Annotated in this window: 12 protein-coding genes and 1 pseudogene; 10 read left to right on the top strand and 3 right to left on the bottom strand. The window is 59.6% G+C overall.

Features of this window, described 5'->3' with window-relative positions; translation table 11 throughout:
• Window positions 1-18 precede the first annotated feature (18 nt).
• Window positions 19-1,290 (top strand): replication initiator protein A, encoded by a 1,272-nt coding sequence (locus A8G00_RS18625; protein WP_082718803.1) that lies wholly within the window; start codon window positions 19-21, stop codon window positions 1,288-1,290.
• A gap of 2,455 nt (window positions 1,291-3,745) precedes the next feature.
• Here A8G00_RS18625 and A8G00_RS18620 read toward each other — a convergent pair.
• Entirely contained in the window at window positions 3,746-4,786 is a 1,041-nt protein-coding gene (locus tag A8G00_RS18620) for a hypothetical protein (RefSeq protein ID WP_226870488.1), read from the bottom strand.
• 351 nt (window positions 4,787-5,137) lie between these two features.
• Here A8G00_RS18620 and A8G00_RS18615 point away from each other — a divergent pair, with 351 nt between their 5' ends.
• The 7 genes from A8G00_RS18615 to A8G00_RS18590 all read left to right on the top strand — a co-directional run bounded on the left by A8G00_RS18615 (window position 5,138) and on the right by A8G00_RS18590 (window position 10,953).
• A complete protein-coding gene (locus A8G00_RS18615; RefSeq protein WP_235600925.1) occupies window positions 5,138-6,613 on the top strand; it encodes a tyrosine-type recombinase/integrase in 1,476 nt (491 codons plus the stop codon).
• A 582-nt stretch (window positions 6,614-7,195) separates the two neighbouring features.
• Entirely contained in the window at window positions 7,196-7,654 is a 459-nt protein-coding gene (locus tag A8G00_RS18610; protein ID WP_061940014.1) for a helix-turn-helix domain-containing protein, read from the top strand.
• A gap of 3 nt (window positions 7,655-7,657) precedes the next feature.
• Window positions 7,658-8,254 carry a PIN domain-containing protein gene (locus A8G00_RS18605; protein ID WP_061940013.1) on the top strand — a complete coding sequence of 199 codons (597 nt, stop codon included), beginning with the start codon at window positions 7,658-7,660 and terminating at the stop codon, window positions 8,252-8,254.
• 129 nt (window positions 8,255-8,383) lie between these two features.
• A complete protein-coding gene (locus A8G00_RS25295; protein WP_157078347.1) occupies window positions 8,384-8,521 on the top strand; it encodes a hypothetical protein in 138 nt (45 codons plus the stop codon).
• Between the two features lie 84 nt (window positions 8,522-8,605).
• On the top strand, window positions 8,606-8,935 hold the full coding sequence (locus A8G00_RS18600; RefSeq protein WP_062733598.1) for a transposase: 330 nt from the start codon (window positions 8,606-8,608) through the stop codon (window positions 8,933-8,935).
• Window positions 8,932-9,279, top strand: a complete 348-nt coding sequence (tnpB, locus tag A8G00_RS18595; protein WP_062733600.1) for an IS66 family insertion sequence element accessory protein TnpB — start codon at window positions 8,932-8,934, stop codon at window positions 9,277-9,279. The genes A8G00_RS18600 and tnpB overlap by 4 nt, the downstream gene beginning before the upstream one ends.
• A gap of 60 nt (window positions 9,280-9,339) precedes the next feature.
• A complete protein-coding gene (locus tag A8G00_RS18590) occupies window positions 9,340-10,953 on the top strand; it encodes an IS66 family transposase (RefSeq protein WP_061940031.1) in 1,614 nt (537 codons plus the stop codon).
• 98 nt (window positions 10,954-11,051) lie between these two features.
• Here the strand turns inward: A8G00_RS18590 and A8G00_RS18585 are convergent, their stop codons facing one another.
• Both A8G00_RS18585 and A8G00_RS18580 read right to left on the bottom strand, forming a co-directional pair.
• On the bottom strand, window positions 11,052-11,702 hold the full coding sequence (locus tag A8G00_RS18585; RefSeq protein WP_076605811.1) for an SOS response-associated peptidase: 651 nt from the start codon (window positions 11,700-11,702) through the stop codon (window positions 11,052-11,054).
• 62 nt (window positions 11,703-11,764) lie between these two features.
• Complete coding sequence (locus A8G00_RS18580; protein WP_064485883.1) at window positions 11,765-11,941, bottom strand: DUF3606 domain-containing protein; 177 nt, start codon at window positions 11,939-11,941, stop codon at window positions 11,765-11,767.
• 174 nt (window positions 11,942-12,115) lie between these two features.
• Here A8G00_RS18580 and xth point away from each other — a divergent pair, with 174 nt between their 5' ends.
• Together xth and A8G00_RS18570 are read left to right on the top strand one after the other, a co-directional pair.
• A complete protein-coding gene (xth, locus tag A8G00_RS18575) occupies window positions 12,116-12,913 on the top strand; it encodes an exodeoxyribonuclease III (RefSeq protein WP_061940008.1) in 798 nt (265 codons plus the stop codon).
• A 185-nt stretch (window positions 12,914-13,098) separates the two neighbouring features.
• Window positions 13,099-13,492 (top strand): annotated as a pseudogene (locus A8G00_RS18570) (hypothetical protein); the annotation flags it as partial.

Below are 13,492 nucleotides of genomic sequence, written 5' to 3'. Positions count from 1 at the left end.
GTCCAGCTCAGTTTTGAGATGTTCACGCCCCTGCCAGACTTTGGGGATATATCGTTGCGCGACTATCAGGAGACGATGCAACGCCCCTTCTTCTCGCTAGCGAAGAAGCGCGTGAAGCCGATCCAATATCTTAGTCCTAATGGCCAGGTGAGCGTCCACGTTTCAGCCAACCCGCACTACGGGATGGCGACTATATGGGACGCGGACATCATGATCTTCTTCGCATCCTATTTGAACGAGCAGCGGCAGCGCTCGAACAACTTGTCTCCTACGATCCGCGTTCATCCAGCGGATATTATGAAACTGATCCGCCGTGATACATCCGGGAGAGCCTATGAGCGGATGCGCGACGCGCTCGATCGGCTGCAGGCCACCACCATAAAGACGAATATTTGCGCGAAGGGCAAATCCAGGGAAGTGACTTTCTCGTGGATCGATAGCTGGACCCAGTTGATCGACGAGCGACGCAATAAAGTCCTGTGCATCGAAGTGACGCTTGCAAAATGGTTTTTCGACGGCGTCCTGGACCAAAAGTCCGTCTTGACCGTCGATCCCGCGTATTTTGATCTTAAGGGAGGGATAGAGCGTTGGCTCTATCGCGCTGCACGCAAGCACGCCGGCGGTAATGGTGCGGAAGGCTTTACTATCGGTTTCGACACACTTCTTCAGAAGAGCGGTAGCGAGCAAACGTCAGCTAAGTTCAAGGCGTCGCTGCTGGCCATTGCGCGTGCCGATTCCTTGCCCGAATTGCATCTAGAGGTGCTGGACGAGAAGTCGGCCCATCCAAAGCTTTGGATGGTAATGCGCAAAGACTGGCAGGGGAAGGCAAAGCCTCAGCAAGTTCTACCCGCCCCTTCCGCAGCAGAACCAAAACGAGAGGTTGTGCCGGCCACGCGAACGCGGAGCGTTAAACGCCTTGCGGAAACGCTAATAGATCCCGAGGATCTTGTTTCCCCGGCCGACATGGCAGCCTTGGTTGCCAGCACGGCAAATGGCTTTCGCGTGTCTTCACAAGGGCCAAAAACCCTTTCGCCCTCCCCTGCCCCCGTTTCATCTGCAAAGCCGGCAACCCGGCGCCGCGGTAACCGTGCACAAGATGTAATCGATCAGGAAACCTACACTGCCATTCGCCGGGATTTCCCAGGCTGGGACCTCGACGTTCTGATGGCGAGGTTTGATAATTACATTGCAAACAACCTTACCGAATTGCCGGCGAATTATTCCAAGCGCTTCTACTTTTTCATGAAGAGCCATCACCAGCGGAACAAGCACACCTTGCCCGGCAGTTAACCGGCTTAGAGGGTTTGCAGATGACTTAGTTTGCGTCCCATCGGTTGGAAGTCGGCTTCCTCCCGCTGAAAAGATGCCTCTCGGCAACTCCTATTAGATCAGAATGTACGGTTCATCGTGCTATCGCGGATAGCGGAAATGCCTCATATTTACCCTGGTGCTCCACGCCCAACTGTAGAGGATGTCCCCTGACAAGACCTCCGTTACGCCACTCTCAAGGCCGTGTCTGATAGCACGATGCGAGCATGCGTCAGGACGACGTCAGTGCAACGGGGCTGATATCTGCCCCCCTCCCCTTTCCGGCTCTTATCCTCTTCGAAAATCGAATAAGAATTCAATGGCTCTCTCGAGTACGGCTAGTTGGAAGCCGATGCGCAATATCTTTGGAAACACCAGATAGACGATTATTTCGTTCACAACGGGATACAGAAGCTATGAATCTGACCTCAGCCAGCAGCCCCAAGGTTTCTAAGAACAAGAAAGCGCAAAATCCATTATTATCGTGTTTTTTCAATGAAATAGATAAGATGTTGCCTTCGGCAACACGAGCCTTCGCCCCCCCCCCCATGCCTCCCCGGTACGTGGTCCGCTTCAAAGTTTGTGTTAGTCGATTTGAGGCATCGCTCCCGACTAAACGATTGCATCCACCAGCGCTCAGCGGCTTAAGTAAGTCAAGCAGGTACGAGCACCCGATTTCTCGTAACGCGGTGCGATGATCTTACGACCGCCTGCCCATTTAAGCGTGCAATCTCTGCGTCCCATTTGGTCACGGTAGCCGAACGAATTCTACGCTTATGCCTGTTAGGCGAATCCGGATGCCCCCTGCCAAAGGGCGAGTTGCCGGTTATTAAAGCGGGATGTTCCGCTGATGCTGCAGACAAATAATTAGCTTCCACGTCGGCTATTATCAGCGCCGCTATGCACAATCTTGTCCATTGCTGAAGCTGCTCGCATGGCGACTTCCGAACCCTGCCTCTACGTTTCAGCATTCTGAGCGAGATCAGCGACCCTTTGCATTGGTATAGCAGGGGAACGCTTACGGCTCCCCCAAGTTTATTTGACTCAAAACCCCACTTCGCAATGCGCGTTCAAGGAAGGACTGGCCTGTAAGTCGGTCACACCGCACTTCTTCATTTTACCGCACGGCCCACCCAATACACTGCCATCATGGTAATCGATGCGTCCTCAGGCTCCAGCACATACACGTCTCGGATCGAAAGTCCCTAACAGGACTGACGCCGCGATTGACTATGCAATCGCTACGCGTGATCGATCCGCGGTCTGACGGCAGGAGAGGGGGAAGTCCTCATTTAGGCACATTAATACCTAGGGAGATCGAGAAATGCGAACTGGCTGAACCCTGCAACGGTAAGCCACCTGCAAGAAAGATGTTTGACGAATGTGACAGCCCGGTGCCTGATAGCACGATGAACATCCACAAGGCATTTTTGGATCGGCGGAAAGCTCATCCCCGATAGCACGTTAGAGTCGTTCACAACTCGTTTTCGGCAATGGTGGGAAAAGCCGAAACAGCAAGAAAACTGATTCGAAGCCGGGGCTTAGCGACGAAAGTAGATAGGCCACGACTGCATTCCATCGTGCTATCAGAGCCAGAGTGTCGCCGCTCTCAGTTTAGGCAATCGTGCTATCACAGAAGCCCGATCGTGCTATCGCGCCGCTGAGAACGTGCCATCACGGATGATCTATCGTGCCATCGCGCCGACCCCAAAATCTGCGAATCGTGGAGTCAGCACGATTCGCATCAGGTGCGACTTCTCTTAACTCTCTAACTTCTCCATAATCCCATAACCATGGCGCCTACGGCGCTGAGATTTGAGTTTGAATTTTTAGATGAGATTACCTTCATAAAACTTCTCGATGTTCCTCCAACTAGACCGCTGTTAGAGGTAGCTCCCCCCGCAAGAAAATCCTCCGGTTTACCCCGATGAGGGTCGCTGCGCCGTAAATGATGCTGGCGTTTGAGGCATCTGACGGTCGCTATGAATGGCCACAATACGCCGCACCTTTATAACGGCCTTGCATCAATCAGGCAGCGTGGCACAGAAGAATTCATCAGTGAGCTGCTTTCCGCTGCGGACCTGGTAGCCACCCGAGGCGGGGGACGGAATACTTTCCTAGCTACATTGATCGGCCTAGCGAAAACTGCATCTGATGAACTTATGAAGTCGCCTTAATCTGGGAAGGACCGTCGGGGGACCCGGTCGATCGGACGGCCACACCAAAGCTGTTACGATAGAATGATGCAGTACCCCTCCAGTATTAAGAAACCTCACGTGAACAGAGCGATCACGCACGCGTCGTTACCCAATTCGATGCAACTCAGAAGCGGAGCATGCGAACAAAACATGAAATATCCCTAAAATGCTGTCAGAAGGCCGTAGGACGCATCGAAATCTTTCAGGTCAAATGGTAAGGGGTGCCCTCGTTTTGGCGCTCACAGGGGCTCTGGCGGGACGTGATTTTCACCCTCATCATCCCAAATTGTGGGCTCAAAGAGGTCGATGACCGGCGGCCGAGATCGGGCGGGGGAGGGGGCCACCCCGCTGACGGGGATCGTGTAGCTGCGAAAGCTCGCCTGACCGGTCCGCTCGATGAGCAGTCCCTCGGCCTCGGCGGTCGCCAGTAGCTTGATCGCGCCGGCGGACGTCAGCCCAAACTGCTTCGCGACCTGGCTGCTGGTAATGGCGGGACGGGCCATCGCGAACAGGATCACGTCCTTGAGTCGTCCGAGCCGTCGGCGGTCCGCAAGATGGAGAGCGGCCCGCTGCGCATAGCTTCGCAGTTGCACCTCCAGGTCGAGATGGGCGTTCGCCCCGGCGACGATGGCTCCGAGCCAGAGGTGGTCGAGCTCGTGGCCTGAAGCGATCTTCCAGGGACCGCCCGCGCGTTGCAGGCCGAGGGCTGTCAGTCCACCTTGCGATCCGTTCCAGCGCCCCGGACCCCAGCGATCGCCGATCAGCAGGCTGGCCACGACATCACCGCGGGCGAGGGGCGCGAACTGCCGCCACAGCGCGGCGATCCGGCCGCCATGGAGCAGGGGAGGGGAGGGGGGTAGTACTTGGCAGGCCTTGCTCCAGGCCTCGATTGCCGGTAGCATTTCCCATGGCTCGCGGCGGCCCGGGATGTGCTCGTCGGAAGGACCGGTTTCAGCACCGAGCCACGCCAGCAGGGCAGAGGGGTCGGCCATGAGTTCGTCCAGGGTGATCGGCATGCCGATGGCGTGCTTCCAATGGGTCAGGTCATAGGCACTGGTGATGGCGCGTCCTCGGCCGTTGATCGTGACCGCGTCCTCGGGGAGTTCATAGGCGTCGATCCCGGCCAGGGCTTGCCGCTCAGCCAGCGCCATGCGCGCCTTCCAGGGCAGGCGGACGGGACTGAGCCGGAGGCGTTCTTCCACCCGTGCGAGCGCGGTTTGCGCGTCGGCATAGGCAAGGAGCAAGGCCGGATCGAGCAGGGGAGGGGAGGAAGCCATCATTTTTCGCCAAAATCTCGCCTTTAATGGCGAGGTGTATCGTTCCAGACTCGATTCATTAAACGGCCTGTTTGTCTGGGTTATCGGATCAGATATTAAACTGAAAGACGTTTTTAGAAAGTCTGTTGGTGCATCTAAAATATTGGATCAATGACAAGGGCCATTATCATTGATCCAAAATGTTGTTCGCTATATGATTTTGCCTTCGATTTGTACCAATATGAGCGGACTGGGATGACTGGCGAAGGCAGAAGACCGTTGCGCGGGCTGCGCGCCTTTCTCGATCCGGCCTTCGAGTCGGATCATACGCCTGTTCCTTCGGTGGAGCAAACGGACGTCGCTGGAAGCGCGGTCATGGGCGACGACCAGCCGATGGAGGACGGGCAAGCGGTATCGGTCCGCGCAGCGGAGGGCAATGTTGCGCCCTTGGTCATTGAAGAAGCCGACCCATCGGTGGCGATTGGACCGCTCGCGCCGTTGGCGACCGCCGAGGGAGTTCGGCCGACCACACTGGTCCTGCCCGCACCGGGCCAGCGTTGGGCCTATGGCGCGCGCCAGCAATATGTCGCGCAGCGCAGGGCGGAGCGCGCGGCGGAGCAAGCGCTCACCCCGCTCCAGCGGTTCGAAGCCGCTCTGGCGATGCTGCCGACCACGGGCCGGCCCGCCGCGAATCTTGATCTGGTCGAGGCGACGCTGGCCGCCATGGCCGCCAACACGGTACGCGGTCTGCTTGCAGACATGGCGGGCTTTGGCGAGGCATGTCGCCGGTCTGGGGTGAGCGCGCTGCCAGCGCAGCCTATTTCGGTAATCCAGTATTTAAAGGCGCGCGGAGCGGGGGAGGGCAGTCTCGCCAAGGCGAAGCCGGCGACGCTTTCGCGCACCCTCTGGGCGATCGCGACCTTCCACCGGCTGTTCGATCTGCCCGACCCGACCAAGGACAAGCTGGTCGCGCTGACGCTCAAGGCCTTGCGCCGCGAACTGGGAACCGCCCAGCGCCAGGCGCGGCCGTTGCGCTACAAGGGTTCGGTCAGCGACGTTTTTGACGGCGACGCGCGAGGGATGAGCCTGAAAGCGCTGCTCGACGGATGCCCCCACGACGAAAAGGGGATGAGGGACCGGGCGTTGCTGTCGGTCGCCTACGATACGGGCCTGCGCGCTTCCGAATTGGTCGCGATCGACATCGCCCATATCCAGCCGGCTAGTGATCCCGACACCCGGTTACTGCATATCCCGCGCCATAAAGCGGATCAGGAAGGGGAGGGGGCAACCGCATTCCTCTCGATGCGGAGCACCCTGGCCCTGAACGCTTGGATCGCGGTGATGGCCGATCTGCTGGGCGTTCCTGAAATAACGAAGGGACCTATCTTTCGGCGGTTGTTTATCAAGCGCTTGAAGGCGGTCGATCCCGCTGTGTCGCGTGCTGCAGCGCGCCGGGAGGCCGCCGCCACGCAATGGGGATTGTCCAGTTTGATGCCAGAAGCCAAGGCAGCGCGGCGCACTGGCATCGATCCGATGACGGCCGTCAGCCTGGGCGGTGCCGCGTTGCAGCCGCAGGCGGTAACGCAGATTTTCAAGACGCGGGTCCAGGGGGCCTGGGACGCAGGACTCTTACCGGATTTGAGCAAGGACGAACTGGCCCAATGGGTCAAGGGGATCAGCGCGCATTCGACGCGCATTGGGATCACCAACGACCTGTTCGCGGCGGGTGAGGATATCGCCGGGATCATGGATGCACTACGCTGGAAATCGCCCAAGATGCCGCTCAGCTACAATCGTAATCTGGCAGCGGAACATGGTGCGGCGGGCCGTCTACTCTCCAAACTGCGTTAGCGGATGTCGGGCTTCGGGTTGTTGCCATAATCAATCATGTAGCGAGGGTGGAAATCCCCCACGACCTTCCCGCCTATTTACAGCTCCGCGCATGCCGCCGGCGATGCGCAGATGCGCTTCTGTAACAGGTGGCACAAAGCGCGGCAGCAGATTCTCTCTCACTCAGGGAAAGGCGTCTGGCAATCGACCGATTCCGCCTCGCGACCGTCCACGGATCGGTGATCAGGATCGTCTGCTCCATGCTATCCGCGTTGATGATCATGAACCGGCATTTTGGTAACAACAAATGGCTTGTTAGGAATTGGTGATCATCAATGGCCTCGAGCTAAGGCGCAAGGCTCTACGAGTGGGGTGCGGACCGTTAAATGAGCCGACCCGAGCAGCTTAGGTCACAATTAGCACCGGTGGATACGGTGCTGTTCACCCACAGGTTTCGAGCTTCGCACGACCTGGCAGGATCCTGTCGTGACGTGAGATGCTGGTGTGGGAATGTCTGCTCTGCCAGCGCAGGAGATGTTTCGTCTGCTTCGATGGTTGCGTTTGCTGCGATTATTGACCATATAGGCCGAGAGGAGACGCGCCATGACCATGCCCGCCTTTGCGGAAGAAATCGGTAGCCGCTTGCCCTCCGCTGGTGAGAAGGATGCTGCCAATCAGCTTCGCAAGATCATTGCCGCGCATGCCGCCGGCGATGCAAAATTGCGCCTCCTGGAAGAGGGGGACAAGACCCCCACCGAAATCACACTGACACCCGCCATATCCCAATTGCTGATGGAACTGCTCAGGCATATCGGCAAGGGAGACGCAGTCACCCTCGTGCCGATCAGTCAGATGTTGACGACCCAGCAGGCTGCTGACGTGCTCAACGTGTCGCGGCCCTATCTCATCTCCCTTCTCAACAAGAAGGAGATTGCCCACACATTGGTGGGGCGCCACCGGCGCGTGCGCGCCGAGGATTTGTTTGCTTACAAGCGTGAGCGGGATGGGATTCGCTCCAAGGCACTCGACGATCTGGCGGCGGCCGACGCCGAATTGTTCTGATCCTTGTTCGCCAATCGCTACACGGCCTTCATTGATGCCTGCACGCTTGCCAGCGTGCTGCGCAGAAACCTGTTGCTGACATTGGCGGAAGCGGATTTCTTTCGCATCAGATGGTCGGCGCCAGTTCTAGAGGAAACGGGCCGAGCCATCGCGAAGATACTCGTCAGCAAGGGGCGATCGCAGGCGGAAGCGGAGGAAATCGCAGCAACCCAAATTTCCCGAATGCGTCAGGCATTTGGCGAAGCGGAGGTTGTTGATTTCGCTCATCTCACTCCGCTGGTGGAGGCCCTACCGGATCCGGACGATGCGCATGTGATCGCTGCGGCCGTAAAGACTCAGGCCGCCGCGATCGTGACGGAGAATCTCAAGGACTTCCCGGAGGCCCTGCTGGAGAGCTTGAATCTGGAAGTCCGGTCGGCAGACGACTTTATTGCCGATACCATCGCGCTTGATACGGGCCGCGCCGTCGCGGCAATTCGCCGGATGCGCGGGCGCTTTCGCAGGCCCGAAAAGTCCGCACATGACCTTTTGCTGGACATGGAGGCGGCAGGACTGGTGGCCACCGTGGACGCTCTTCGACCGCATGTGGGATCCCTCTGAAACTTTGAATTGAACGCTTTGACGCAGGGAAAATGCTCGGACGGACTTGGAGAGTGGAATTTGGAAAGGCGGACGTTGATTTCCCGCTTGCCATGCACCCTCACAGTTTGACCAGGCTGCCGTACTTCATTGAAGAAACCCCTCTGGCCGATCCCGAAGCTGATCGAAGCGGTCGGCGATCGCGATCCAGCGGGCCACGCCCGTCTCATCACCCGCCACGGCCAGCGCAGTGACACGCTCGGCTATATGCTCGTATCGCTCCGGTGAGGGCCGCCTTGCAGTGATCGGCTGATATTTCGAGATGGCACCGGTGCAAGCACTGGTGTTTGCACCGGTACAAGGGACGGTGCGATGAGTCAGATGACGGTAATTTCGGGCCCAGAACGGCGGCGCGTCTGGACCGACCAGCAGAAGCGCGAACTGGTCGCTGCGGTTTCGGCGCCCGGGGCGAACGTGGCGGAGATTGCCCGCCGTGCTGATCTGCGGCCGAACCAGATTTACAGATGGCGGCGGCAGATGGAGCAGGCAGCGCAGGGCTTTGCCGAGGTGCAGGTGCAAGCCGATCCGGTGCCAATGATCGGATCGGCGATCACCGTCGAGTTCGAGCGGGCGATCGTGCGCATTCCCGCTGGCGCATCGCCTGGGCTGGTGTCGGCAGTGCTGCGGTCGGTCAAGCCGTGATCCCAATCCCCTCCGGCGTTCGGATATGGATCGCGACGGGGCACACGGACATGCGGCGCGGCATGCGTAGCCTGGCCCTCCAAGTGCAGCAGAGTTTCGGGCGTGATCCCTTCGCCGGGGATCTCTACATTTTCAGGGGACGCCGCGGCGACCTCTGCAAGATCATCTGGCATGACGGCGTGGGCATGTCGCTTTATGCCAAGCGATTGGAGCGCGGGAAGTACATTTGGCCCTCTGCGGTGGACGGCGTGATCGCCATTTCCCCCTCGCAGATGGCCTGCATGTTGGAGGCGATCGACTGGCGTAATCCGCAGGCCACATGGCGCCCGACATTGGCCGGATAAAAGCCCCGGCATGACCTAAAAAGCTAGGGATTCCGGTGCTTTTCCGCTATGTCGTTGGCCATGGGGAACGAGGCGCAAGCAGAGATCGACAGCCTTCGCGAGCGGCTTGCCGCTGCCGAGGCAGTCGCCGCTGAAGTTGCCCGCATCAAGGCGATCAACGCCGACCTAGAAGCCCGTAACGCCCTTCTCGAACTGCAGAACGAGAAGATGCGCCGCACCCTTTTTGGCCAGCGGTCCGAACGCACACGCCATCTGCTCGACCAGATGGAACTGACCTTCGAGGAGTGCGAGACCGCTGCCAGCGAAGATGAGCTTCTGGCTGCCCTGGCAGCGGCGAAGACCAATGTCGCACCGTTCGAGCGCAAGCGGCCCGCGCGCAAGCCCTTGCCCGAGCATCTGCCCCGCGAACGCTTCGTCATCGCCGCGCCCGAGGCATGCCCCTGCTGCGGTTCGGATCGGCTATGCAAGCTGGGTGAGGATATCACCGAGACGCTTGAGGTCGTGCCGCGCCAGTGGAAGGTGATCCAAACCGTTCGGGAGAAGTTCTCCTGTCGCGATTGCGAGAAGATCACCCAACCGCCGGCACCGTTCCACGTCACGCCCCGCGGACTCTTTGGCCCGAGCTTCCTTGCGATGCTGCTGTTCGAGAAGTTCGGCGCGCATCAGCCGCTCAACCGCCAGCGGGATCGTTATGCCCGCGAGGGCGTGGACCTGAGCCTTTCGACCCTGGCCGATCAGGTCGGCACCTGCACCGCTGCGCTGATGCCGCTCTATCTGTTGATTGAGGCGCATGTCCTGGCCGCCGAGCGACTGCATGGCGATGACACCACGGTGCCGGTGCTGGCAAAAACCAAGACCGATACGGGCCGGATCTGGACCTATGTCCGGGATGATCGGCCATTCGGCGGGCCAGCGCCGCCGGCAGCGATCTTCCATTATTCCCGTGACCGGCGAGGCGAGCATCCCGTGGGTCATTTGCGCAGCTGGACGGGCATCCTCCAGGCCGATGCCTATGCCGGCTATAATGCGTTGTTCCATGCCAACAGACTGCCGGCGCCGCTGACCCGCGCCCTATGCTGGAGCCACGCGCGCCGTTATTTCTTCGAACTGGCCGATGTCGCCGCGCAGATCAAGAAGCGCCGCAAAAAGGCCGTCATCTCGCCGCTGGCAGTGGAGGCGGTCCGCCGCATCGACGCGATCTTCGACATTGAGCGCGCCATCAACGGCAGACCGGCCCAGGAGCGTCTTGCCTTCCGCCGGGAACTCAGCGCACCGCTGGTTGCCGATCTGGAAGAATGGATCCGGGACAATCGGTCAAAGCTATCGAAGAACAGCGATGTGGCCGAGGCCATGGATTACATGCTCAAGGCATGGCCGGCCTTCGCCGCGTTCCTCGATGACGGCCGCATCTGCCTTTCGAACAACGCGGAGGAACGCGCGCTGAGAGGTATAGCATTGGGCAGAAAATCGTGGCTCTTCGCTGGTTCAGACCGCGGCGGTCAACGCACGGCCTTCATGCTGAGCCTTATCGGCACGGCAAAGCTCAACGACATCGATCCGCAGGCCTGGCTCGCCGACGTCCTCGCGCGCATCGCCGACATCCCCCAGAACCGTCTCCACGAACTGCTCCCCTGGAACTGGCGCGCCGCAGAAGATCAACGCGAAGCCGCCTGATCCGCGGCCCTCACCGGAGCGATACATATGCTCTGGCGCCTGTTCGCCAAAGCGCCGCTCGATAGCGAGCGCCTCGGCCCATCGTTCCTGCTCCGGGGTCACAGCAGCGTCGCGGCAGACGAGGGCGCTGAGCGTGGCTTGTTCCATGGCTCGCTGGTCCGCTCCATGGCGATCAGTTCATCAGGAAAGCAGCGCTCTTGAAAACCTAGGATGTCGTCAAAGCTGCCATGAAGCCATTGCGCATATTCATGTTCATGCAGGAGAACCGGCATTCGGTCATGAACCGGGCGGATGGCCTCATTGCAGTCAGTCATCGCGCCGGAGAAGACCGGCCCCCATTCCGGGCTGTCGCGCCACAGGCCTGCCCAGGCGAAGATGGGACTATCACGCAGCGAGAACCAGCTCCGGGTCTTGGCCCCAGCCTTTCCTTCAGCTTCCGCAAAGTTTGTGAGGGGAATGAGGCAGCGAAATTCGGGTTTGCGCGCAGCGCCGAGCCAGAAGGGCTTGCGTAAGTCAGCGATATTGTTGACCGGCTTGGGCTTGGACTCCGGTTTCATGCCCTTGAGGCGAACCGGCCAGCCCCAGGTCATGCTTTGAAGGAGGCGAGTGCCATCCTGCTCTCGCACCACCATGCCAGGCGTGCCGGGATAGACCTCGTCGGGCGCGTTAAACTGGGTGACCGGCGCCGCCACGCCGAAATGCGCAGCCACCTCGGCGGCGGATTTGCGCACGGTGTAGAGGTTACAAATGAGGCGATCCTCCTTCGTTGGAGGAGCAGCGTAGCACCGCGGATCGTCTCGTCAAAGCGGGCCTATGTGTTGAGATAGGCAGCGACAGCATCGACGCTGTTGCCCACCGCCTCCACCGCTTCCTCCAGTTGCTCTTTGCTGGCGCCGAAGCGGTTGGTCCAATATTGTACCTCATAGTCTTCGCCGAGCGCGATGCGCGAGCTGTCCTGCGGCCCGCGTGCGGTCTTTTCATTAGCCATTGCCTGCGCCTTCATCATCGTTGCCCGGTTCAACGCAGAAAGACGTTCGACGTTTCGTGCTGTGATCGACCGGCGGCCCTTGGATGTCCGGCAGAAACGGAACGACTCGATCAGGCGGCGAGTAGTAATGTTGGGCCGCGTGCGAGAAGCGGCCGACCAGGAGCGTCCATATCTGTGAAGATCGCCACCTATAATGTAAATGGGGTCAATGGCCGGCTACCAGTGCTGCTGCGCTGGCTTTATGAGGCGGAACCCGACATTGTCTGCCTCCAGGAACTCAAAGCCCCGCAAGAGAACTTTCCCGAACGTGCCATTCGCGATGCGGGCTATGATGCCGTCTGGCACGGTCAGAGCCGGTGGAACGGCGTCGCTATCCTCAGCCGTATCGGCGAGATCCACGAAACCCGTCGCGGCCTGCCCGGCGATCCCGATGACGGGCAGAGCCGCTATATAGAGGCTGCGGTCGGCGGCGTTCTGATCGCTGGTCTGTATCTGCCCAATGGCAATCCTCGGGCCGGCCCCAAATATGATTTCAAGCTGCGCTGGCTCGACCGGCTGCACGCGCATCTGGCATCGCTCGTTGATCTGGACGCGCCGGTGGTGGTCGCCGGAGATTATAATGTCATGCCCACCGACCTCGATGTCTATGCGCCCGATCGCTGGCGCGATGACGCACTCTTCGCGCCCGAAGTGCGCGCGGGCTATCAGCGGCTTCTCGATCAAGGTTGGACGGACGCGCTTCGGCACAAGCACCCGGGCGAGGCCATCTACACCTTCTGGAAATATTGGCGTGGCGCGTTCGAGCGCAATGCGGGACTGCGGATCGATCACCTGCTGCTGAATGCCAAGGCCAAAGCCCGGCTAATCGCGGCCGAGGTCGATACCGCGCCGCGTGGATGGGAGAAGACGAGCGACCATGCGCCGGTCTGGATCGAGTTGAAGGATAAGGCCCGAAGAAAGAAGCGGAGCTGACGTCTCAAAGGCTCATGGCCGCTCATCTTTTAGCGGCACGGCTTCTGGCGGACCCATGGCGAAGGAATGGCTGGCTGCATAGCAATGACAGGCGCGCGCGGCGGCGCGGTCGGCTGCCCCCGGATCTGCCACGCATTATCTCATCGGTAGGGCGGCCTTAACCATCGACCTGAGATTACTGCGCCATGGAGAGACGAAAAACAGATGGTCGCAGCGCTCGAAATCTTTCGGTCAAGCGCAGCATTCGTCCTCGTTTGCCCGATGCCGTGTACAGGGATCTGGTCGCCCCGCTCTTCACCATGAGCATGCCTATCGCGGGCTTCGGCCTGCTCTATCTGTTCGTCGGAACGCTCATTTATCTCAAATGGCAAGATGGCGTGATTGCGGCTCTCACCGGAACATCTGTGTTGGTGACGGCGGCCAGGCTTATTCTGATCGGCGCCTTCCATCGCGCCGGTGATCTGCCCCCCGCTGAGCGGCCCAGAGACTATGATAGTCTGGACCACGAAAGGGACGATGAATGCCGAGCAAGAAGCACAAGCCGGAAGAGATTATCGGCAAGCTGCGTGAAGTTGAGAT

It is taken from the genome of Sphingobium sp. SA916 (assembly GCF_002894065.1).
Taxonomy (GTDB): domain Bacteria; phylum Pseudomonadota; class Alphaproteobacteria; order Sphingomonadales; family Sphingomonadaceae; genus Sphingobium; species Sphingobium fuliginis.
The sequence above is the reverse complement of the archived record's forward strand: the minus strand, read 5'-3'. Positions and strand labels throughout refer to the sequence as shown.